The sequence below is a fragment of the Aeromonas sp. BIGb0405 genome, assembly GCF_024807335.1.
Taxonomy (GTDB): domain Bacteria; phylum Pseudomonadota; class Gammaproteobacteria; order Enterobacterales; family Aeromonadaceae; genus Aeromonas; species Aeromonas rivuli.
In genome coordinates this window covers 197,160-220,872 of the sequence record NZ_JANUEP010000003.1, presented here as the reverse complement: position 1 = coordinate 220,872, position 23,713 = coordinate 197,160, and the positions used below count along the sequence as shown (strand labels likewise).

The 23,713-nt window shown below is 62.0% G+C and carries 17 protein-coding genes; all 17 read right to left on the bottom strand.

From position 1 onward, the window contains the following. Positions 1–222 precede the first annotated feature (222 nt). Positions 223–858 carry a hypothetical protein gene (locus M2366_RS09340; protein ID WP_259269551.1) on the bottom strand — a complete coding sequence of 212 codons (636 nt, stop codon included), beginning with the start codon at positions 856–858 and terminating at the stop codon, positions 223–225. Then, positions 855–1,406 (bottom strand): hypothetical protein, encoded by a 552-nt coding sequence (locus M2366_RS09335; RefSeq protein WP_259269550.1) that lies wholly within the window; start codon positions 1,404–1,406, stop codon positions 855–857. The genes M2366_RS09340 and M2366_RS09335 overlap by 4 nt, the downstream gene beginning before the upstream one ends. Before the next feature lie 13 nt (positions 1,407–1,419). After that, the gene (locus M2366_RS09330) at positions 1,420–2,142 is read right to left on the bottom strand and encodes a hypothetical protein (protein ID WP_259269549.1); all 723 of its coding nucleotides are present in this window, start codon (positions 2,140–2,142) and stop codon (positions 1,420–1,422) included. Next, complete coding sequence (locus M2366_RS09325) at positions 2,139–5,171, bottom strand: toxin VasX (protein WP_259269548.1); 3,033 nt, start codon at positions 5,169–5,171, stop codon at positions 2,139–2,141. The genes M2366_RS09330 and M2366_RS09325 overlap by 4 nt, the downstream gene beginning before the upstream one ends. Then, positions 5,168–6,061, bottom strand: a complete 894-nt coding sequence (locus M2366_RS09320; protein ID WP_259269547.1) for a DUF4123 domain-containing protein — start codon at positions 6,059–6,061, stop codon at positions 5,168–5,170. Before M2366_RS09320 ends, M2366_RS09325 begins: the two co-directional genes overlap by 4 nt. Next, positions 6,061–8,091: a type VI secretion system tip protein VgrG gene (locus tag M2366_RS09315; protein WP_259269546.1), complete on the bottom strand. Its 2,031-nt coding sequence runs from the start codon at positions 8,089–8,091 to the stop codon at positions 6,061–6,063. Before M2366_RS09315 ends, M2366_RS09320 begins: the two co-directional genes overlap by 1 nt. Before the next feature lie 10 nt (positions 8,092–8,101). Further along, positions 8,102–8,389: a type VI secretion system PAAR protein gene (locus M2366_RS09310; protein WP_259269545.1), complete on the bottom strand. Its 288-nt coding sequence runs from the start codon at positions 8,387–8,389 to the stop codon at positions 8,102–8,104. A gap of 51 nt (positions 8,390–8,440) precedes the next feature. Further along, positions 8,441–9,925 carry a VasL domain-containing protein gene (locus tag M2366_RS09305; protein ID WP_259269544.1) on the bottom strand — a complete coding sequence of 495 codons (1,485 nt, stop codon included), beginning with the start codon at positions 9,923–9,925 and terminating at the stop codon, positions 8,441–8,443. Positions 9,926–9,986: 61 nt separating this feature from the next. Next, the gene (tssM, locus tag M2366_RS09300) at positions 9,987–13,481 is read right to left on the bottom strand and encodes a type VI secretion system membrane subunit TssM (RefSeq protein WP_310508867.1); all 3,495 of its coding nucleotides are present in this window, start codon (positions 13,479–13,481) and stop codon (positions 9,987–9,989) included. A 30-nt stretch (positions 13,482–13,511) separates the two neighbouring features. Then, positions 13,512–14,918, bottom strand: coding sequence for a type VI secretion system protein TssA (gene tssA / locus M2366_RS09295; protein ID WP_259269542.1), 1,407 nt, complete (start codon positions 14,916–14,918; stop codon positions 13,512–13,514). 8 nt (positions 14,919–14,926) lie between these two features. Further along, positions 14,927–15,529 carry a type VI secretion system-associated protein VasI gene (gene vasI, locus M2366_RS09290; RefSeq protein ID WP_042043852.1) on the bottom strand — a complete coding sequence of 201 codons (603 nt, stop codon included), beginning with the start codon at positions 15,527–15,529 and terminating at the stop codon, positions 14,927–14,929. 28 nt (positions 15,530–15,557) lie between these two features. Next, a complete protein-coding gene (locus tag M2366_RS09285) occupies positions 15,558–17,096 on the bottom strand; it encodes a sigma-54-dependent Fis family transcriptional regulator (protein WP_259269541.1) in 1,539 nt (512 codons plus the stop codon). 3 nt (positions 17,097–17,099) lie between these two features. Next, positions 17,100–19,751, bottom strand: a complete 2,652-nt coding sequence (tssH, locus tag M2366_RS09280) for a type VI secretion system ATPase TssH (protein ID WP_259269540.1) — start codon at positions 19,749–19,751, stop codon at positions 17,100–17,102. Between the two features lie 19 nt (positions 19,752–19,770). Then, positions 19,771–20,550: a type IVB secretion system protein IcmH/DotU gene (icmH, locus tag M2366_RS09275; RefSeq protein ID WP_259269539.1), complete on the bottom strand. Its 780-nt coding sequence runs from the start codon at positions 20,548–20,550 to the stop codon at positions 19,771–19,773. Positions 20,551–20,575: 25 nt separating this feature from the next. Continuing rightward, positions 20,576–21,913 (bottom strand): type VI secretion system baseplate subunit TssK, encoded by a 1,338-nt coding sequence (gene tssK / locus M2366_RS09270; RefSeq protein WP_259269538.1) that lies wholly within the window; start codon positions 21,911–21,913, stop codon positions 20,576–20,578. A gap of 2 nt (positions 21,914–21,915) precedes the next feature. Continuing rightward, positions 21,916–22,428 carry a type VI secretion system lipoprotein TssJ gene (tssJ, locus tag M2366_RS09265; protein WP_042043862.1) on the bottom strand — a complete coding sequence of 171 codons (513 nt, stop codon included), beginning with the start codon at positions 22,426–22,428 and terminating at the stop codon, positions 21,916–21,918. Further along, a complete protein-coding gene (tagH, locus tag M2366_RS09260) occupies positions 22,428–23,711 on the bottom strand; it encodes a type VI secretion system-associated FHA domain protein TagH (RefSeq protein WP_042043864.1) in 1,284 nt (427 codons plus the stop codon). Before tagH ends, tssJ begins: the two co-directional genes overlap by 1 nt. Positions 23,712–23,713 lie beyond the last annotated feature (2 nt).

Below are 23,713 nucleotides of genomic sequence, written 5' to 3'. Positions count from 1 at the left end.
GCCAACTATTAACCTCTCTCACTTCATGATTAGGTAAATATGGGTATATATAATTCAGCACTTTATCTGCCTCGCCTTGCTGGCAATATAGATAGATGAAGCAGCTAGCCATAGGCCAGTGTGATGGCGATGCATACTATTCAACTACCAAACTCCCGCCAAGTATTTACTTCCTCAATCTCATAAGCATCCAAATATGGACATATCAATTTCAGAACTTTGTCACACTCGCCGGGAAGGCAATATATATTGATAAACCCGTGTACATCTTTCGAAAAAAAGGTTGATACACTCTTTGGCTTTGAAAACCTTCATCACACCATGACGAGATGAAAACAACGCTATATCTTTTATTTGTTTGGGTTTCATATCTTTGATTTTCCATGCCAGCAGAGCGCTGGCACCGGCACCAATAAAGGCGGCAGGGCCCAGCATTCCCGCAGCCAACACGCACACTCCGCAACCAAACCAGCCCAATCCACGGGCGATGGTAAAGGCTATGTCGGGAATACTATCCTGCTGGGTATAACATATACCTTTAGATGTGAGATGATAGTTATATATGTTATCTGGTAATAATAAGAACCTTACGTACCCTCCCCCGAACACAGCAAATAAAGAAAAGAACCACAAGGATGTATTAGCACCATATTCTCCAGTTGTTCCTGTAACATAGGCCAAAACAATGAAAATAAAAAATACTATGCCACTGACAAGCCAGCGATGGGGATTTTTATGGGATATGTCCCATTGATGGAGCACAGGCTCCTTTTCCAATTCGCGATAGCTGTCGCTGATATAGCTGCGCAAGGCCTCCCCTTGCAGGAGAGACAAGTTATCGGTGTGCTGTTCATTCATGGTGCTATTCCAATCATTATGCCTTCGATGGGCAGGCTGGCATCACGCTCTGCGGTGAGCACGACCCCCGCCCGCAGATCGCCACGCACCACGAAACGCTGCGCTGTGCCGCTCAGGCTCTCATCTGCCGGGTAGGTGATCAGTGCGATGAGCTGATCGTACCGGTTCAGGGTGTGAGGGACGCGGTACTCTCCCCTCTGCCCGTTGCTGCTTGCCAATGCAATGGCCTCGGGTTTGTCGCCGCGCGGCATCAACCTCGGGCTACCATCGGGGTAAGACATTTTCACCATGCGTCTGGCACCGAGTTTCAGGCTGATCTTGTCAATGTGGCTCGGCAGCCGGATCACCAGCTCAGTGTTCGTCATCTCAATCTGGGGAGCCGCGGTGAGCCGCTCGTACTCCTGCAACTCGATTGCTGGCGTCCACTCCAGATTGGGCTCGCTGCCCCAGGTCGATTGCCGCAGCCAGCGCTCCAGGGGAATACGGCCGTAACGGCCCAGCAATATAGTGGCGATCAGATAGGCGATACCACCGAGCGCGACAGTCATGTAGAGAGCCGTCCTAAAATTCACGCCAGCTATTAACTTTTATAACGTCATAAGCAGCGATATAAGGTGATAATAACTGCATCACTTTTTCAGTTTCTCCCTCCTTGCAGTATATAAATGCATAGGTATATGGAGATAAAGGACTGACAATGAACTTAATTGCACTCTTCCTTTCAAATAGTCTGATTGTCATTTTCTTTTCATTTTTAACGAAGAGGCATACATTTTTCTTTTCTACCGGCTGTATATCCTTTATTTTCCATGCCAACAGGGCACTGGCACCGGCGCCAATAAAGGCGGCAGGGCCCAACACGCCCGCAGCCAGCACACAGACACCACAGCCAAACCAGCCCAACCCACGGGCGATGGTAAAGGCGATATCGGGAATATTATCCTGCTGGGTATAGAAGAACCCTTTGGCAGTAATGTGGTAGTGATAGAGTTGGTTTGGAGCAAATAGGTAGCGGGCGCTAATTGCGATAAACATAACGACCAACATGTAAATAAGATGCGTGGTGGAAAATAAAAGATCTGACTGCCCTGCGGCGTAAGTTGCTAATGCTCCCAAAACAAAAAACTGGGCAACCCCCATGAAGGTTGCATGATGTTGCTTATGGTTAATGTTCCACTGATAGAGCACGGGCTCATTTTCCAATTTGCGATAGCTGTCGCTGATATAGCTGCGCAAGGCCTCCCCTTGCAGGGGAGACAGGTTGTCGGTTTGCTGTTCACTCATGGTGCTATTCCAATCATTATGCCTTCGATGGGCAGGCTGGCATCACGCTCTGCGGTGAGCACGACCCCCGCCCGCAGATCGCCACGCACCACGAAGCGCTGCGCTGTGCCGCTCAGGCTCTCGTCTGCCGGGTAGGTGATCAGTGCGATGAGCTGATCGTGCGGGTTCAGGGTATGAGGGACGCGATATTCTCCCCCTTGCCCGTTGCTGCTTGCCAATGCAATGGCCTCTGGCTTGTCGCCACGCGGCATCAACCTCGGGCTGCCATCGGGGTAGGACATCTTCACCATGCGCCGGGCGCCGAGTTTCAGGCTGATCTTGTCAATGTGATTCGGCAGCCGGATCACCAGCTCAGTGTTCGTCATCTCTATCTGGGGAGCCGCGGTGAGCCGCTCATACTCCTGCAATTCGATTGCTGGCGTCCAAGTCAAATTGGGCTCGCTGCCCCAGGTCGATTGCAGCAACCAGCGCTCCAGGGGAATGCGGCCATAACGACCCAGCAACAGGGTGGCGAGCAGATAGGCGATACCACCGATGGCTAGGGCAACCACCATCCAGGGGGCGAAAATAGCTGTGATACTAGCGCCTGTTAGCAAGCCAACGCCGGAACCAAAAGCAGCGGCCCACTGGCCAGCCAGCCCTAAAGCCTTTAAACCGTAAGCAAACTGTTCTATTTCCGAATTGGTGCCATCTTTCATCTTTTCGAGCGTTTCTAACCCTTCCAATGTTGCCGCCACCAATCCCAGCCCCGCCATGGCCCCCATGGAGAGGGCAAATCGGCTGGCCAGTACGGGAGCATCGGCCATGGCATCCTTAAGCACCATATTGAGCAAGCCCCCCTGTGAGGTCAACTGCCCATAGGCCTTGCCCTGATAGACCCCGGCGATGGCGCTGCCAGTCCAGGCGGCGGTATAGGCCAGGGCACGGGCCTGATCCGACTGGGCCTTGGCATCCCCGCGCGCCTTGCGCTGGTTCTCCTCAAAGCCATTGAGGGCGCAGGCCAGATTGGCCATATTGACCAGGGCCGCCACACCACCAAAGTTGCCCCAGTCGCCCCACACCTGGCTCGCCGCGCGGGCCCCCTGGGCACCGCCTTTGGCCAATGCGCCCTGATAGCGGGCCACTCTGGCTTCGAATGCTTCCTGATTGCCGCCACCCAGCAGCAATATCCGTGGGGTGCGCGCCGCCTTGATCTGCTCACTCATCTCCTGCAGACGCTGGATCTGCAAGGGCGTCACGGCTTGCCCTGTGTTACCGAGCAAGCGGCTTTGGGAGCCTGCCGCATCTCCCACCTTGAGTGCCCAGAGCTGCAACTCGCTGGCAAAGTTCGGGTTGAAGCGGGCTGACTGACCGGTGTGAACCGCCTCCAGTGCTGCCGCTGCGACCCAGGCCGAGCCCTGCTGCCCCTTGAGCAGTGCCGGGTGCAGCGCCATGGTCAGCCTCTCCCAGGCCTGCATGCCAGGCCCGGTCACCGCCTTGTTAAGAGCCGCCATGGTCGCCTGGGCACTCTTGCCAAGACCGGCAAACAGCGCACTGTCGAGCAGGCGGCCATCCGCCGCCAGTGCGCTCCAACCTGCACTGGCATTGGCCAGCGCCGTGCCGTTGCCGATGTTGAGCCAAGGGGTATCCTTGATGACGTCTTCCTTCGTTTGGGCGGAAAAACCGTAATAGACCAAGGCTGGCAGGGCGCCCTTACCCAGCAGCTTGTGCAGTTCTGCGGCCTGCTTCTCCCCCGGCGCAGTCATCGCCAAGATGTTCAACCACTCCCCGTTGGCGCTCAGCAAGAAGGTCTGCCCCTCGGGGCTCTCGGGATCTATCCCCAGCGGCAGGGGCTCCTTCCCCACAGCGTCCAGCCCCAGCAAGGCATCGGCAAAACTCAGTTGCCACTGCTCCCGCAACTCATCCAGCAGCGGCTGCTGCGCGGCTATCAGGGCTTCCAGCCCAGTCCAGTTGACCTCATCGGTCAGCCGGGCCCCCGACCATTGGGCCAGCGCCCGGCTCGGCGTGTAGCCCGCTTGCTCCAACTCATCGCCCATGGCTTGCAGGCGCTGCTCCTCGGCAAGGGAGTAGTTGTTACCCGAGCCATTCATCACCTTCTCATTGAAGGCGTGGCGCGCCGCCAGATAGCCCTGCACCTTCCGCTTGAAGCGAAAGCTCGCCAGACGATTGCCCCGCGCGGCGGCGGGCAACTCGGCTTCGCTCAAGGGGGGCAGGGCCAGCATCTCGGTGATCCCCGCCATGCTCCAGCGATGGCGATCGCTATCGGTTTTGAACGGCGCCTCCTGCCTGGCCCAGGTATCACTCAGGCGCAGCGTCAGATCGTGCATGTCAGAGATGGGATCATCCAGCACCACCATCAGGGCGCTCTGGGGATCAGATATCCCCGCCTGATAAGCACTCGCAGCCTGGGCGGCCTTGTCACACCAGAGCAGACCTGGCTTAGCTTCAGCCGGGGCGTTGAGGGGCGCACAACTCAAGGGGAAGCCTTGATTGGCCTGCGCCATATCTGCCACATGGCTCTCAAGCAGGCTCAAGAGCCCGGCGTGCATGCCTCCCAACTTGCTAGCCAGAGGCAACAAAGAGAAACTGCGCATCCCTTTACTACGCAAAGAGCGCTGTTCGCCATAGGCCACCTTGAGTCGGTCAGTCCAAGGCTGATGGGCAAACATCATCGATAATTTGTGCGTCGCCGGGTAGAGCAGGTGTCCCTTGCTCCCCTTGCTGGCGCTGATAAATTGCGCCCCCTTGATCTCGTACTCATCAAGCACCTTGGCCGTCTCGTCATAGACATAGAGCCAGCCATCACGCAATTGGCGCAGGGTGTAGGCACTGCCCTTGAGCGTCAGAGGGCCCTTGAACTCCTTTGCTGGCAGCGGATGGGGTTGCTTGGCACCTGTCTCAAACACCTCATCCAGGGCATAGCGCACCGGTACTATGGCTATCTCTTTGTTCTTGAACGGACAAGCCCCGTTTGGGTTCTTACCATCGCTCGGACTTGCGCACTGGGCAGCCTGATTGGGGGTGCTCATGCCACTCTCTCCTTCTTGTTCTGCACGCGGGTCTGGGCCAGTTCGGCGGCCCGTTCAATTCGCTGGGAGGGGGTCTGACTGGAAGTGGACAAGATCAACTGCCGGATATCGGCATGCTCATCCTCGCCAGGCTGGGCTGACGCAACATCGGGGGCCTGCATAGCCCCCAGGCCCAGATAACCCAGCACGTTGAACATCAGCAGCAGATCCCGCTCACTCTGAAACCCCTTGTCATAACCCCACTGGGCCCACTGGGCGACCCACTGGGAAGCATCAAGCTGCTCGGCCAAACGCGCGGGAAACCATGTGGCCATGTGGCGCGAGATGGCGTCCAGGGTGTGCTGCCAGCTCACTTCCCCCAAGCGCGTCCACTGTTCATCGGTCAGTCGCAGGCGATCCCCTTGTCTGGGCGACAGCGGCGATGGCACCTGTTTGTGTTGCCACCCGGCTCTGATCGGGATCCAGACCTGACTCACCCCCTGCCATAGCCAGCCGTCGTCGCCATCAAACAGCCGCCACGCCGTCTCCGGCATGGCCAGCTTGAGCAGTACCCGGCTGCCGTAGGGGCTCTCGGCCTCGATGAGCGTGCGCAGACTCTCGGCCAACGGCAGCAATGAAAGGGGGGAAGATAACAGGTAACCCCATGATGGTTCACGCTTTTCCATAAACCACTCTAACAGGGCCGCACTGGCACTGACCAGACAGGGACTCGCCTCCCTCAGGCTGTCCCAGGGATGATAGAGGTAGAGCGGCTGGTAGTCAGGTGAACCCTCTACCTCGAACAGGCTTTGCTCAAGGGCGGCTATCTGGCCGCCATCGAGCAGCAAATAGAGCCGTTCTGAGTCAGATAACTGTATATCCGGCCGAGTCTGGGTAAGGCAGGATTGCATCAGGCACCTCCCTCCTTGGCCGCCAATTGCTCACAGATCTCGCAGACGGGCTCGGCCGATTTGAGCGTCGCAATCTGACGAACGGGATCCATGGGTGCAGGGGGCGCCACCACTTCCACCTCACCAGGCAGGGTCGGCATCTTGCCCGCCCAACCGGAGCCATTGCCTGGGCTGCCACCGGAGTTCAGCTTGATGCTGCCGCCGCTGAGGGTCACGCCGCTCGGATCGATTTTGACGAAGCTGCCACCCACTTTGAGCGTCAGCTCGGCGCCCGCCTCCAGCACTATCTTCATGCCCGCCTTGTGGTGGACCTCGGAGCCCGCCTCGACCAGCAGGGATTGCCCCAGCTTCTGGTGCAGGGAGCCATCCACGCTGAGCGACAGATCGCCCTTGATGTGGTCGCGCTTCTCGCCATTCACAGTGAGATGGTCATTGACCTTGATGCGGGTCACCCGCTCATGGTCGATGTCGCTGTGCTGATCGTGTTTGATGTGCCAGGCCGCATCGTTCTCAATCAGCACATTGAGGTCTTTCTGACCGTGAATGTAGATCTCCTCCTGCCCGGCCTGATCTTCGAAGCGCAGCTCGTTGAAGCCTTCGCCCTGATGGGTCTCGGTGCGCAGCACGGTGCGGGTCTTGTGGGCAGGCAGCTCGTAGGGGGGCCGGTTGGTGGCGTGGAAGGTGCGGCCGGTGACGATGGGCTGATCCGGGTCCCCTTCCAAAAAGCTGACGATGACTTCGTGGCCGATGCGCGGGATGGCCATCATGCCGTACTGGCCACCGGCCCAGCCCTGGCTGACCCGCACCCAGCAGGAGCTCTGATCGTTGCTCGCGCCGTATCTGTCCCAGGGGAACTGCAATTTCACCCGGCCATGCTGGTCGCAGTAAATCTCCTCGCCTTCCGGGCCCACCACGAAGGCGATTTGCGGGCCATCGACCATGGGCTTGGGGGGGATCTGGGGGCGCCAGCTCTGCTTGGCGCGCACCACGGCAAACTGGTTGTAATAGACGGTGGGCTCGCTGCCGCCCTCCTCTTCCAGGGCCTGGGGCTGTTTGCCGGTGTGCTGGATGCTGACCAGTTGCCAGTCGTCGTTGAGGGCCGCGTTGGGGTGCTCGCTCAAGGTAAAACGCTGGCCCGGCTGCAGGGCGGCGCAGTTGGATTGGCCCGTGCTGATGGCGGCGTCATTGCGCAGGGCATCGAGCCGGTACTGGCTGAACGCCTTGCCGCTGGGGTCGGCCTTGAAGCGGCCCGGGTAATCGAAGTGCTGATAGGCATCCCGTTGATGGTCGAGGGCGCTGCCCACCGCCTGATGGGAGAGGCCATAGGCCGGGGTCTGGAAATGGTAGTCCTTGAGCTCCACATCGCTGGTGCGCACCGATTCGCGGTAGTGGAACTGGCGCACATAGGGGCCCTGCTCCAGGGAGCGGTTGCCGAGATTGAAGAACAGCTCGGGGCCCGCCACAAGGGCGGCGGCATCATCGGCGAAGACGATGCGGTGCTTGCCCTGCTCGAACTCGTGGAAGTAGAAGATGCCCTCCTCGGCGGCGAGGCGGTCGACGAAGTCGAGGTCGGATTCCCGGTACTGGACGCAATATTCCCGCTGGCCATGGTCGTTTTTCAGGGCGAAGGCGTAGTCGGTGATGCCCGCCTCCTGCAGCAAGATGCTGATGATTTCATCGGGTTTTTGCGCCTGGAAGATGCGGGCGTTGCGGCGAAGACCCAGGCGCCACAGGGCCGGTTTGACCGCCAGCTGGTAGCGGGTGCGGCGAAAGCCGCTGTCCCCCTGGGCCGCGTCGCTGACCACACCGCTGACCCGGCGCTGCAATTCGCCGTTGTACCAGACCAGCAGCTCGCAGGGCTGGTCGAGCAGGTCGGCGAAGGGGAGATCGGCCTGATGGCTGGCGAGATCGAGCCGCAGGCTGAAGGGGCGACTCAGCTGCTCATCGAGGTTGAACTCGACCAGGGCGAAGGTGGATTCGGGCAAGGCCCCTACCTTGATGGTGAACTGAAGTCCTGTGCTGTCTGCCATGGGGGGCTCCTTATCCTGCCAAGCCGCTGCCGGTGCCGATGACGACGCCACCACAGCCTATCTCTGTGCCGGTCACGGCAATGGGCTTGCCGTTGACCAGTACAGAACCGACCCCGCCCGCGATGCTGCGCGGATGGGGGGGATTATTGGGTTTGTCATGGGACGCCAGGGGATCCCCCTGACGCGCGACCGGTTTGCCGTCGAGCAGCACATTGGGACTGGCCGCGATGATGGGCGATGGTACGAAGCCATCATGATCGGTACCGAGATCTCCGAGCAGGGCAATGGTAGGGCACATATGATTCTCCTTGCATGGCGGCACCAGACAGCGTCCGGCACCGCCTGATATTCAACCGGGTGGCTGGACGCCATCGTTCTGGCGCTCGGCCAACTGCTGTAGCTGATAGAGGCGTACCGTCAGCGACTTGAGCTCATCCTCCATGCTCTTGAGCTGAGCCGGAGGCACCTGCCCTCCCCGCGTCTCCATCTCGCTCAACCTCGCGTCCAATGGCACCTCCACCAGCAGATCTTTCTGGATCTCGTAGAGGCGGGACTTGAGGTAGGAGATGGTGACCGATTTGCGCTGACGCTCCAGCTCGAGCAGGGTGCCGAGCAGACCATCGATCCCCTCCCTGACCCCCAGATAAGCGGATCCAGTCTGTGCGGCATTGCCACGCTGACGCAGCAGGGCATCCTGCCACTGGCGGGTCATGGCCTGCACCTGGGCCGTCTCCGGGTAGAGGCGCTGCATGGAGTTCGTGAGCTCGTCACCAAAGCCATACCAGTAGAGGGGCGAGACTTGCTCCAGCTGGGCGAGCCGACGCTGGTAATCACCGATCAAGGTGGGCGCCAGATCCTGAAGGGACTGCTCGCCAAGCAGGATGCGCGCTTGGCGAATATCGTCCCGATCCAGCCCCTTGGGCATGGGTTGGGCGGGCAGTTGCAGGCGGGCAATCATGGCACTGCGCTTGGCCTGCTCCACCTGCTGTTGCACGCTGGCCGGCTGCTGACTCAGCTGCCAACCCCACCCTGCCAGCACGGGCAGCGCACAGCAGAGCACCCCGAGACCGAACCACTGCCAGGCCGGACGTCGCTTGTGCTTGGCTTCGATTTTCAGCACTGTCGGTCTGAGGGTGCCGGGTTCTCGTCCCACCAGTATGCTGCCCTGAACCGGGCTGCTCGCGGTGTTTCCAGAGGCGCTCTCGGACCCGGCGGCGACCTGGGCGCCCTGCTCGCCGTGGAAGAACACCATGGGCGGGATCTGCAGATCGTCGCTCAGTCCCGCTTCATCCGCGACAATCACGACTTCTGCCTCATCGAACAGATGGGTATAACCCTCGATGAAGTGCACCAGATTCTCGACCCTGGGAATGCGGCTGAGCCCGCTGTGGTGCAGCTTCTCGCTGATGAGCTGCAAGGCCCGCTCGCAGCGATAGACTAGCCGCTTGTCGTCATGGCTTATCTGGTATTCACGGATGATGGGGCTGACACGAGCGATGAACCAGTCCAGCATCTCGACCCGGGCCCGCTCCTGATGCACCGGCGGCCAGACGCTCTGCCACTGGCTGACGATCAGGTTGGCCATGAACTCGCACCCCTCGGCGAACCCCTTGAGGCCCTGCAGGCGCGAGCGTGCCAACACGAAATAGATGGCCGTCTGCAGATCCACCCCGTGCCGTTCGAAGATCTGGCTCGCCAGCTGATGGATCCGGGCCCAATCCACCTCGGGACGAGAGGCATGACTCAACTTGTTGATTTCGCTGCGCAGCGCCTCGTATTCGGGCAGCATGCGGGGATCCGAGCCTATTTTGAGTGCCTGTTGTGCGTCTTGCATATCAATATTCCACTCGCTGGGAGCACACCGGGGACTCGCCCCGGTGTCTCGCCATTAGCTATCAATAAAGGGATTCAGGCAGACTGAACTGGCTGAACAGGCCCCCGGCAAAGGGATTGTGAGACGCATCCGTATAGACCCTGTAGGTCATGGCGCCCTGATCCACCGGGAAGCGCACGTCGAAGGCGGCCTCCTTGACCTGAGTCAGCTCCCCCTTGTCCATCAGCCGGAACATGGCCCAGGGCCCGACGAAGCCTTCACTGCGCGGCGATCTGTCCCGGGCGGCAGGCACCAGGGTTATCTTGCTCTCGGCCCCGTCCCGCATGGTGTTTGGCCACACCAAGGGCACCTTGCTGCGCCGACCATGGGCATATTCCAGCAACTGGCCGTCCAGGTTCAGCACGCTGCGCCGCTTGTTGGCGGTCAGCTCGATGGGTTCGAGCACGAACTGCACCTCCAGATTGCCCTTGGGGGTGAAGAAGGTCTGACGGATCCGTGCCGCCCGCTCGAGCTGCTTGAGCAACTCGGCCTGCACTGGCGAGCCGTAATCGCCATCCATCAGACCGCTCTCCACCATGGGCTTGAGGTTGCTCTGATAGAAGCTGTCCAGGGTGCCGCCCGGCGCGAAGAAGCGCTCCATCTCGGAGAGCGGAGCATCCTTGGCCGACACCGGATTGAAGGGATAACGCCCCGCCAGCTCGGTGTTGAAGGGGGTCACCACCCGGTCTTGCCACTCCTGATTGAGGGAGGACATGGCCAGGTCCACCACCAGGCGGGAACTCTCCTCGGCCAGCTGGCTCACCCAGCGATCCAGGGGCATCGGCAGGCCAGTGGCGTATTGCTGCAGGGCAAACACCGGATCCGCATACTTGTTGGTCAATCGCATCTGCACCGCTTTCAGCGCCGCTTGGCCCGGGTCCGTGGCGTTGACGATGAGCTCGAGGTAGTGCTGCAAATCGGTCAGCTTCTGGGTCACCTCAGAGATGAGCGGCCCCTGCTCACCGCGCCCGCTCAGCACGGCGTTGGTGGCCAGGAAGGGGCGACCTATCCGGGCCGAGATGGCCTGGGTGGGATCCCCTTCCTTGTCCGACAGCTGGCGGATGCGGGTGTTGTCGTCCAGGGTCGAGATGACCCGCTGGAACGGCTGATCGTTGCCCGTGATGGCCGCCAGCACATCCAGGGCCTGCTGCGGGTTTTGCAGGGGTTGCACATCCAGGTTGGTCAGCAGGTTCTGCCACTGGCCCACATAGTTGGTGACATAGCGATCGTTGACCTGACGGGTGATCTCCCGCCGATCCGCCTCGCTCAACCGGGTGTTCTTGCGCTGACCCAACACCCAGGCATCGGTCGCGGTCAAGTCGATGAGCGCGGTATCCTGCTTGAGGAAGAAGGTGCTGAACCCCGGATAGGTGAGCAGCCGTGGCACCAGGCCCCGCTTCTCGTCCCGCAGCACGAAGACGCTGTCGAAGGTCGGCCCCACCTCGTCGCGGATATTGAGATCCGGCGCCAGGGTTTCGTCGGCCTTGAGCACCAGATTCTGGTAAACCCGCTGATAGAGCGGCAGCTTGCCAAGCTCACGCTGGGCGCCATAGACGCTCTGCTGGAAAGGGGCGAAGGCCGTGATGGCCGCCTGATCCTTCTGCACACGGCTGCCATACCAGTCGGTATGGTCCAGGGCGTAATCCAGGTGACCCATCAACTGATCCTGCGCCACTCCCTGACCCGGGAAGGCTTGCTGCCAGCGGCTGCCCATAAACTGCTCGACCTGAGGCTTGTCACGGCCGGAGGCATCATCGAGCATGCGCATCACCCGCAATATCGCGAATTTTTCCTCGCTACCGGCCGGGGCCTGCTCGAGATCCTCTTCCAGTCCCTGCATCAGGGCCGGCAGGAAGCGCAGCCGCAGCAGTTGCAGATAGGAGCCCTCCACATAGGGGCCTATCTCGTCCCCCTGATAGAGCCCCAAATCCGCCAGCACCGGGGATCGCTCCCGATAGTTGCCAAACGACAGGGTCGCCTCGCGAATAAGATTGAGGCGGGGCAACTGGTTGAAGCCCAGGGCATCCTGACCGCTCAGATCCCGGGTCTGCATGAAGTCCTGAGCCTTGGCCAATACGACCTGCCCCGCCGCCTCGTTGACTCGGTAGTAGTAGTGCCAGCCACCAACCAACCCGGCGCACACCAGGGCGATGGCGCCGATGCCCACCGCCATGCGACGGCGGCGATAGAGGGTATGCAGGCGATTCTCCCCGGCCAGATGGGCCTCGGGGAAGATGATGGCGGCGAACAGATTGCGCACGAAATAGGTGGTCGACTCCCCGCGCAACGAGGAGTAAATGGGGTCTGGCAGCTGATAACGGCGGGCCGATGCCTGAGCGAACGCATCAAACGGCACCCCTTGCTGGTAAACGGAGCTGACATAGACGCCGCGCACCATGATGGGTTTGCCCTCTTCCAGGGGGGCCAGGGTTTCGCCCAGCAGCGCGGTCACATAATCCTTGAGCCCCGCCAGTTGGCGCACGAAGGCGAACAGCGCATTGCGCTGCTTGTCGCCGCGCCCGGCCAGCAACATCTCCGGCAGGTTGTCATTGAGATTGACCAGCCACTGATCCCAGAACAGTTCCAGATCCTGCAACCACTGCTTGCCCTGGCTGGTGCCGGGTTCGAAAGTGACCCCGAGCACCGCCTCGCGGGCCTCTTTATCCAGCGCCTCGTACACCGCATCGAAGCCGTGCAGCAGATCCAGCTTGGTGAAGGCCACATAGAGCGGCAAACGGGTATTGAGGGTGCCCACCAGCTCCTGCAAGCGCGCCCGCATCAGCTGGGCATAGGCCTTGCGCTCGGAGACGCTGGCCTGAGACAGCCAGGCGAGATCCACCGTCAGCACCAGGCCGTTGAGGGGCTGGCGACCCCGATTGTCCCGCAACCAGCCAAGCAGGTGATGCCAGCGCCGTTGCGCCGGCGAGTTCATCTCATCCGCGCCCGGCTGGGCAAACAGCTGGCCATCGGGATCCAGCATCACCGCCTGCTCACCGAGCCAGCAGTCGATCTGCTGGCCCTGGGCGTCATCGCGCAGCTCGTTGTCTAGCCTGGGGTTGAGCTTGTTGGCCGGGTTGGCCCTGTGGATCAGGCTGCTCTTGCCGCTGCCAGGCAGGCCCAGCACCAGATACCAGGGCATGGCATAGAGCGCCTGCTTGCCGAGGTGCTGACGCAAGGCGCCCAGCCAGCGGTCGAGGAAACGCTGCTGACTGTCCACCAAGGCTTGGGTCGGATCCTGCTCCAGCACCACCTCTTTCTCGCGATCCAGGCGATCGGCCTTGAGCCCCTGATAGAGGCGCCAGGCGAGGATCCCCAGCGCCAGCCAGAGCCAGATCATCGTGAATACCACCCGAGCCCAGACGGAGGCCAGCGGCTGGCTCTCCCCCAGGGTCAGACGCGGGCCGAGCCACCAGGCCAGGATCAGCACGACGACCCACACCAGTCCCCCCAACAGGGTCCAGGAGGGTTTCAGCTTGGGCAGCTGTTGCCGTAAAAAACTAAATAGGGTCTTGAACATAGGATTGTGATTCAACTCCGACTCGATGACTCATTTCGACCCAGGGGTCGCGTGCTGTTCCAGGCGATTGACCAGGCTTGGCTCCCACTGGGCCAGACCCAGCCGGACCGTGGTTTGCCACAGATGCTGATAATGTTGCCGTGCCAGGCTCCCCATGCCGGCCTGCGCCAGCAGATCGGCCTGGACCAGTTCGGCATAGAAGCGCGAGCGGGGCTCGCTGAGCCCCTGCATCTGCTCCTCGAGCCGCTGCAGGGCCAGAGCCAATCCGCCCTCGTCCAGATCGAGCTGCGCCAGGGATCCCAGCTCTGCCCCCCCTTCACCGGCCCGCGCCTGCTGCAACCAGCTCGCGCAAACTGCTGGTAGAAAAGGGGTCCCATCGCTAAAGCTCAGGGCCTTGAGCCCGGGCAGACGCGCGAGAAAGGCCTGGGCCTCCTCCCGGATCCCCTGGGCGGCCTCGTTGAAGCCCAGGGCCCTGGCCAGCTCGAAGGAGAGTTGGTGACCCTCCAGCCAGTACGGCGCCAACGTCAGGCTCTGCTCCACCTTCTGCCAGAGCGCCTGGGTCGGCTGGCCCATGGCGGCGCGGTACTCATCCACCATGTCGGCGGAAACCGGCGCTAACTGGGTCTTGCCATTGGCCCCCGCCAGCGGCGGCGTCGCTATCCCGGACCAGATGGCGTGGCGGCGTAGCCGATATCCCACCGCCGCCTCGCTCTGGCGCTCGATCAGCAGTTCGGCCACCTTGAGCTGGGTCTGGCGCCAGGCCCTGTCATTGCTGCTGTCTATCTCCAGAGGCGCAGCAGGAGATGGCGTGGCCGTCAGCCCCATCGCGGTCGCGCTGCTCGCTCCCGATGGGGCCGTCTGGGCACGCTGGCCACCCTCGGCCTGCTGCTGGGCCGCTTGCTGGCTCTGGGCCCGGCGCAGGGCGCTGCCCAGACTGGCCAGGGTCTCTTCCTTGTCGGGGCACAGGGCAAGCCAGCGGGAGGAGAGCCTGTCCCAGCGGCCAAGCAGCTGGCTCAACTCAGCGGCACTGGCCGACTCGCAGCTACGCTCAGCCGCCGCCTCGAAGCGCTTCACTATCTGAGTCATCAAGCGCTGCTTCTGCGCAAGATTGTGCGGCCAGGCCGTCAACCAGTAGGCACCCAGCCAGGCCTCCAGTAGATCGAGGGCCGTCGCGAAGGGCGCCAGCTTGGCCGGCTGTTGCAGGCAGCGCAGCAGCTGAGCCAATACCCGCATGTCTTTGGTATGCAACTCAAACAGTTGCAGGCAGGACTCGGCGACCGCATCGAGATCCACCTGGCTGTGGGCCAGGGAGCCCAGCTTGACCAGTTCGGTCTCCACATAGTCCCACTTGCCATTGTCGGGGGGCACCGGCTCGCGGCTGCGTTCCTCAGGGATCGCGGTCAACAGGCGTTGGCACCAGGGGTGAATGTGACTCATGCGCCCCCCTACCAGCGACACTGCTGACGCAAGGGCGACAAGGCCTTGCCCAGACCCGTCAGGTCAAACTGCAACATCACCCCCTTGGGCGCCGTCAGGGTGAGCTGGCGATGGCCAACCCAGCCCTTGAGCTCATCGATGGCGGGCAGGCCGCGGCCATACTCCAGCAGCATGCCCTGCTCGCGCACGAACCAGTTGCCCTGGCGAAGCGCGTCATCGAGTCGGGTCTCGACGCGGTTCCCCACCCAGGGTTCATCCAGACGCAGTCGCAAGCTGGTGATGCTGTTGCTGCAACTGATGGCCAGGGTGGCGCCACGCAAGGCGGGTCGAGTCAGCAACAGACTGGCCTGCTCAGCGTCCGTTTCAGCATCCTGGCCGAGCAAGAAGGGCTCGCTTTGAGCCGTTCTACCCTGCTCCTGGCGCCAGATGGCTTGCCAGAGTTCGGACTGACGGGCGGGTTCGGCCAGGGCGACGGCCCCGCTGCCGATGGCGTCGTAGCAGGCCAAGCGCACTAGCGGAGACGCTTCGGCACGGCACTGTTGCAGTTGAGGCGCGAGCGCATCGCCCTGAGTCGTGACAGCGAGCAGCAAGGGGATCAGGCTAAGGGACATCAGTTCACCTCCAGCGGGTTAAGAGGCATCAGTTCACCTCCAGCTTCTGGCATTTGTGATCCAGGGTGCGCTTGGGAATATTGAGGCTCTGGGCCACCAGCAGGCGATTGCCCTGGTAGTGGCGCAGCCTGGCTTCGATCACCGAGGCCTCGTATTTCTGCATGGCCATGCGCAAGTCCCGGATGTGGTTGTAGTCATCGAGCAGGCCCGGCAAGCTGGCGCACACCCGGTTTTGCAGCTCGGGAGGCAGCGCCTCCAGGCCAATCTCCTCACCGGCCAGGGTGTGGGCACAGGCGACTTCCAGCAGGTTGCGCAGCTCGCGCACATTGCCCGGGAAGTCGTAACCCTGTAGCTGGCGCAGGAAGCTGCCCTGCAATTTGCCCAGCACCTTGCCCTCGGCGGCGCCAAACTGGGCCAGGAAGTGCTGAGTGAGGGGGGCGATATCTTCACTGCGCTCGCGCAGAGGTGCTATGTGCAGCAGACACTGACAGAGCCTGTGGTAGAGATCGCTGCGAAACGTCCCCTCCTCCACCCGACGCTCAAGGGGCTGATGGGTGGCGGCGATGAGGCGAAAATCGGAGTGACACTCCTTCTCCCCCCCCAGGGGTCGGTAACTGTGGGTTTCCAGCACCCGCAGCAGCTTGACCTGCATGGCGGGGGGCATGTCGCCCACTTCGTCCAGAAACAGGGTGCCGCCATGGGCCTGAGCCACCAGGCCCGCCTTGTTGTGCTGGGCCCCGGAGAAGGCGCCTTTCAGGTAGCCAAACAGTTCGCTCTCAATCAGGTTTTCCGGGATGGCGCCACAGTTGATGGCCACGAAGGGCTTGTCGGCGCGATCCGAGCACTGGTGCACCAGGCGAGCGACCACCTCCTTGCCGCTGCCCGTCTCCCCCTGAATGAGCACAGTCAGCCTGTGCTGGCCCCCCTGATGGATCTGCTGGCGCAGGCCGCGGATTGCGGCAGACTGGCCGACCAGCCGCTCATCGAGCAGCTGTTCATGCTGGCGCTGACGCTGCCCCTCCCCCTTGATCAAGCGCAGGGAGTCACGTAGCACCGATTGATCCCGACGGCTGCGGCCCAGCTCGCGAATGAGGGTCAGTTGATTGCAAAACAGTTGCGCCAGGGCCGTGAGGCAAGGCTCCACGCTCCAGGCTTGCAGCCGGGTTCCCTCATCGAGCAGGGCCAGCACGGCGAACGGCTTGCCTTGGCTGTCAACCAGCGGCATGGCGTGCAGCCCTGTGCCTTGGCCAAGGGTGGTCAACAGTTGGCGAAACCCTTTATGCTCGATGCGCGCACCGCCATAGAGGGAATCCCAGGTGCGCGACTGCGCCTTGTGCAGTACATAAGCGAGGGGATGGGCGAAATCATCCGCTCCCAGCACCATGGTGACCGGCTGCCCTTGCACCCGTCCCTGGCAGTGCAGCTCGCGACCACTGACATCCAGCATGGCCAGCAGCATGCCGCTGGCCTGGTAGCGGGTCGCCAATTCGGCCAGCCACCAGTCACACAGACTCTGCTCATCACGGGCGCGGGTCAGGGCCAGGGCAAACTCGAGGGCTTGTAACATGGCTTAGCCCTCGACCTCGGCGATGAACTCACCCGACTCGACCCGGAAGCTGACGCGATTGATGGCCTGACCCGCCCCAAGGCGTTGCAGCAGTTGCAAAGAGACCGGCGGCAGCAGGGCCCCGTCGATGACGGATTCGAGCATGCGGGCCCCGTTCTCGCTGCGATTGGCCCGGCGCAGAATCTCCTCGGCCACCTCGGGCTCGAGTACCACCTCGGCACCGAACCGCTCCTTGAGCAGGCTAACCAGTCGCGCCAGCTTGCCCTGCACTATCTCGACCAGGGTGTCGTGACCGAGCGGCAGATAGGGGATCACCTCCATGCGCGCCAGCAGGGCGGGCTTGAAGAAGGCGGCCAGTTCCGGATAGAGGGCGTCGAGCAGGGCATTGGGCTGCTCGGCATGGTCCACTATGGTCTGGAAGCCCAGGTTGGAGGTGAGGAAGAACACCACGTTCTTGCAGTCGATGACTCGTCCCTCGCCGTCGGCCAGTTCGCCCTTGTCAAAGCCCTGATAGAAGAGGTTGAGCACGTCCGGATGGGCTTTCTCCACCTCGTCGAGCAGCACCACTGAGTAGGGTTTCTGACGAATGGCTTCGGTCAGCACGCCCCCCTCGCCAAAGCCGACATAGCCGGGAGGCGAGCCGATGAGGCGAGAAACCGTGTGCTTCTCCTGGTACTCGGACATGTTGATGGTGGTGAGATACTGACGACCGCCAAACATCAGCTCGGCAATCTGCAGCACGGTTTCGGTCTTGCCGACGCCGCTTGGCCCCACCAGCAGGAAGGCGCCCAGGGGGCGACCCGGCCTGCGCAAGTCGGCGCGGGCGGTGAGCAGATGCTTGTGCAGGTGCGCAACCGCAACCCCCTGCCCCTTGATGGTGTTGCCCAAAAACTCCGGCAGACGGGTCACCACATCCAGTTCCCCCTGGGAGATACGGTTGAGGGGCACCCCGGTCCACTCGGCGATCACCGCCGCTATCTGGCCCTTGTCCACGTGGGCAGAGACCAGCACGGCCCCCTGTTGCAGGGCGGTGAGTTCGGCATCGAGCTGGGTCAGACGGGCGATGGCGAGCTGGGGATCCATGGCGGCGTCGGCCAGATCCACCTCAGCCTGGGGCTGCTCCGCCTGAGTTTGGTCATGCTGGCCATCGAGCAGCGCGGCGCGCAGCGCCACTATCTCGTGCACCAGGCTCTGCTGCTGCTGCCAGTGCGCCTCCTGCTCGCCCAGAGCCAGGGTGCAGGCTTGCTGTGCCTCGTGCAGCTCGGCCAGGCGCTCGGCGTTGTCGCCCAGGCCAATCATGGCCTGGCGCTCGAGTTGGCGAATTTCCAGCTCCCGCTGGCGCAGCGCGTTTTGCAGGTGACTGACGGCGCGCGGCGGCGTGGTCAGGTTGATGGCCACCCGGGCACAGGCGGTATCGAGCACGTCGATGGCCTTGTCCGGCAACTGGCGACCCGAGATATAGCGGGCGGAGAGCTGGGCCGCAGCCTGCAGCGCCTCCTCGTCGATCAGCACCCCATGGGCTTGCTCGTAGATGCTGCGCAGGCCGCGCAGGATCACGGTCGCCTCCGAGGCCGAGGGCTCGCCCACCTTCACCAGCTGGAAACGGCGCGACAGGGCCGCGTCTTTCTCCACGTACTTCTTGTATTCGCTCCAGGTGGTGGCGGCTATGGTGCGCAGCTCACCCCGGGCCAGGGCCGGTTTGATCAAGTTGGAGACATCCAGACCACCGGCCTGGTTGCCAGCCCCTATCAGGGTGTGCGCCTCGTCGATGAACAAGATGATGGGACGCGTCGACTCCTTGACCTCCTGCATCACCCCCTTGAAGCGCTTCTCGAACTCCCCCTTGACCGAGGCCCCGGCCTGCATGGCGCCAAGATCCAGACTGAGCAGCTCGACCCCCCGCAATTTTTCCGGCACCTGACCCGCGATGATACGCAGCGCCAGTCCTTCGATGAGGGCGCTCTTGCCGACCCCGGCCTCCCCCACGACGATGGGGTTGTTCTTGCGTCGGCGGGAGAGGATGTCGATCATCAGATCGATCTCGTGATCCCGGCACAATACCGGATCCAGGCGGTTCTGGCGGGCCTGTTCGGTCACATTCTGGGTGAAGCGGGCCAGCAGACTGGCATCGGCAGGCAGGGCGCCCTGGGTCGCGGCGCCGCTGGCGTTGACGCTGACCTGAGTTTCGGCAGACTCTTTCACCCACTCATCGAACTGCTGGCGCAGCAGTTCGCGGTTGACCTGGGCCAGCAGACGGCTGATACCGGCGCTGAGATAACGCTGGGGGGTCATCAGGAGCACCAGCAACAAGACGCCGCTGCGCAAGCGGGCATGGCCAAACTCGGCGGAGGCCAGCAGCCAGCTGTCTTGCAGCCACTCGACCAGCAGCGGTGAGAAGGAGGGGTAGCCCGGATCGGTACTGGCATCCCCCGCCCGGGGTTGCAGCAGTCCCGTCAGCTCATCGACCGGTACCTCGGCCCGCTTGAGAATTTGGCGTACATCGCACAGGGGCGTCTCCAGCATCTTGAGCAGCAGATGCTCGATACGGATCTCGCTGCCTTGCTGGCTGACGCACAAGGCGGCAGCCTCTTCCAACATGTGGCGACAGATGGGGTTGAGTCTTTCCACCAGTACTGGCAGTTCTATACGGATCAAGGCGTGCTCTCCTTAGTATTTATTTTAATAATTCGCCCAGTTGACGCAGCACGTCCTGGGTCTGGTTATCGAGTTGGTGATGGTAGAGACCGAAGATGAGGGCCAATACCAGGGCGCTGCCGATGCAGAGAGTGCGCAGGGACCATTGGCGGGGTAACTGATAACGGGATGCCTGCTGGCCCAGATCCAGGTGAAAGACCCGGGGCGCCTCGGTCTGTGCCTCGCCCTTGAGCTGGCGATGGAGCTGGCTCACCACCCGCTCGAACTCGCCCTTGCCCTGGGTCATCACCTTGTAGCGCCCTTCAAACCCCAGGCAGAGGCACAGGTAGATGAACTCCAGGATGTCGCGATAGCGCACCGGATCCTCTTGCAGACGAGCGAGCAGCACGAACACCTTCTCGCCGCCCCAGGTCTCGTTATGGAAGCGGGTCAGCAGTGAGTGTTCCGACCACTCGCTCTGACTGCCCCAGTCGCGGCCCATGACGGCCTCATCGATGAAGGTGCAGAGGATGTAGCGAAACGACAAGACCACCCCGTGCTCATAGCCATGGGCCGTCAGCTCCTGCTCGATGGCCTGCACTTCGGTGACCACCCGTTGATAGAGCTCTGGCACCCGATCATGGCGGGTCAGTTGACGCACCCGCTGCACCAAGCCCAGCAGCGGGGTCACCGCATCTATCATGGGGTTGATGCTCTGGCCCCGCAGGCGGAACCAGTAATCCGAGTCCATGTCCAGCTGCTCGGCATGGTCGAACAGCAGGTCCTGCATCTGGTCGCTGTGAATGATGTCCATGGTCATCTGTGATACTCCTCCCTTCGGGGGCTCATTGGCTGCGGATGGCCCAGAGCTGCATGTCGAGCTCCGGGAAATCCCCTGCGATGTGGAAGCCGATGGTGTTGCCCTTGATCAGCATCTGCCAGGCCGGGCTCTGCCGGTCGAGCTGGAAGTAGCTGTAACCGGCGTGATAAGGCAGCTGGCGCGGCGCCACCGGCAGTGGCAGCAGCGGGATCCCCGGCAGTTGCAAGCTGATGAGTTCGCGGATCTTCTCGCTCGATGCCACCTTGATCTGTTGCAGCAACTGCTTGCGCAGCTGCTCCTGGGGCATGCGGGCCCGCACCGCCAGCACGAAATCGGCACTGGCCATGAGTTCGCTCTCGCCCACCATGGCCACCATGACCCCGTATTGATGCTTGTGCAGCTGAATGGAGACGGCGCGCGGCGACAGCACAGTGCTGAGCGCCTGACGCAAGGCCAGGATCACCGGCTCGAAGCTCTGTTGCTGATCGTCGTGACGATAGGCACCAAACAGGGGCGGCAGACGGGACTCATCGGTGAAGGTCATCAACTCGCCACACAGCTGTACCAGTGCCTCGAACAGCCGTTCGGGGTGCAGGGTGCCAAGCCGGGCCAGATGGGTGAGCTGGGGCTGGGCGCGGTTGAGCAGTTGCAGCATCATGAACTCGGCCACATCGGCCACCCCTTGCTGACCGGGGGCGGCGATACGCTGGGAGAGGCTGCGAGCCCGCTCCCCCACCAGGCCCGCTATCTCGCCCAGGAAGCGCTTGAGGCTGGGGATGGCGGAGACGCTGATGCTGCACGGCATGAAGTTGCTGTCCAGCACCAGGCTGCCATCCGGGCGCTTGTCCAGGATGCGGGCGATGGCGAGCGAGGCGTAGGCGCTGCGATCTTCCCGTTCGAGCATGAGCCGCAGGCTCACCTTGCCAATCTCCAGGGAGACCACGTCCCCCCCTTCGCTGTGCAGATCCCGCACATCATGGCGCTGGGCCTGCAACCGGGTGGCGATCCCCTGCTCGGGGTCACTCACCTCGTTGACCCCGCTCACCGACAACGGCAGCGCCAGATAGACCTTCTGGTTGGCCAAGGAGGCATCGAGGATCTCGAGGGGGGGCGGCAACAGATCATCGTTCGGGATATTGAACACTGTGCCATCGGGCAAGATGCCGCTGGCACCGACCAGGGCGATGCGACCAAAGCCCAGATAATCCTCATTGATGCTCAAGGATTGCAGGCCGAAGAAGTAGTCGCTGAGCGCGCTCAGCCTGGCCTGGAGGCTGTAATCCCCGTGACGCTGTTGTTGTTGAAAATGCTGGGGTTTGATGAACAAACCCTCACGCCAGATAACCCGATTTCGACTGGACATAGTTATTCTTCTTCTTTCTGTATTTCGACTTCATCGAGTCGCAGGTGAACCAGCAACTGATAAGCCCGCCCCTTGCTGCGCACCTTGATGACCTTGCGCCATTCGGCGCTGTTCGGGTCGGCATAACGGGCAATGACGCCGATGTAGCGGGTCTTCTCGTCAAGCTCGATAGGCGGCAGATATTTGAACTGGTTCGGCAGCAGGGTGTAGTCCTGATGATCCAGGTAGTTCTTGCCCAGCGCCTTCTCCGGATCCGCCGTCACCTGGTCATAATCGGTGGCCAGCAGCTTGGAGTCTTCGGCCAGCAGCACTATCTGGAACTCGATCGGCGCAGCCTCTCCCCCCTCGTTCGGATTGACATCGGGCTCGGCCAGCAGGCTGAGCCCCAAGGTAGAAGGCTGATCGTCATGACTGCCGACCTGGATATCCGGATCCATGGCCACGTCAGCCATCTTGCCCATGGTGGTGCAAGCGGACAGCCCGAGCAGCAACAGCAGGCAGAGCACTGAGCGCATCAGATAAGTCCTTGTTGCTCGCGCAGGGCCTTGTCATAGGCCTGGGCATATACCTGATGGAACAGCTTGTCGAAGCCCTGCTGACGAGATGAGGTGAGCTCCTGGTAGTAGTGCTGATACATGATCCAGCTCCAGGCCTCCTCGCTCATGTCGTCGGGTTTGCGGGTACGGCGATAGTGCTCGAAACGCGAGCGCAGTGCCGCGGGGGAGAAGGCGTGCAGTATGCTGTCCAGCGCCGCCTTGATGGCGGTCTGGTTGGCCACGTGGTGGACCCGGATATTGCGCAGGCTCTCGGCAACCGCCGCAGGGGCGGCCAGATGGACCGGGCTCTGCTGTTCGGCGAACAGGAGCGCCAGGGTGTCGTCATAACCCAGTCCCAGACGCAGGGGGTTATCTTCGATGGGCCGCAGATGCTTGTCGGTCAGGGCGGTCTGATCCGCCTGCAACAGCAGGAGCCCCTCGACCAGCGCCCGCAAGGTTCTGCCCATCTCCTCGAGCATGTCGTGAGCCTGCATGCTGTCTGCGGCGCGCAAGGATTGGCCAAGGCCACGCATCAGCGGAGTGAGCGCCACATGGCTCGCCTCGTTGTGCAGATCCTGATAATCATGCCCGGCCCCTTCGATGGTGGGGATGTCGAGATATTCCTGACTCATGGTGTCCTCGCTAACGGCGGAAGTAAAAGTGGGGGGGACCCGGTCGGTCCAATGCTTGGGGGCGCTGGCATCCGCCTCGGCAAACAGGGCGGCAATGCCCTGCCGCGGCGAGGGGCGGCTGTCGATGAGCGGGCTCTGCTGGCGCTCCTGTTGCAGGGCAGCCAGGGGGTCGAGCGCCAGATCCTGGGGACCGGCATCGGCCTGGGAGGCCGGAGTGGCGTCCCCGTTCAACCAGTCGTCGAGCTGCTCGGATGGCCGGTTATGCAGCACCTGATGCAAGTCCGGCTCGACGCGGACGGCACCGAGATAAGCCTTGAGGCGAAACGGCCCCACCACCAGCTCATCCCCTTGCTCCAGGTGAACCTTGCGAGCCCGCCCTATGGGCGAACTGGCCCCATTGATATAGGTCTGGCCGCTCAGATCGCACAGGCAGAAGCGGCCATCGTGCTGCTCGATTCGGGCATGACCCGGCATGACGACACCGAGCCGGTCCCGCAGTTGCCAGTCATCCTGCTCGGACGCGCCCAGGGTGCCACCCAGCTCGTCAAAGCTGTATTGCACCCTGTGATTGCCATCGAGCTGCTCGCTGTTGAGCACCACCAGGGACAGCTGTTGATTTATGGTCTCCACTT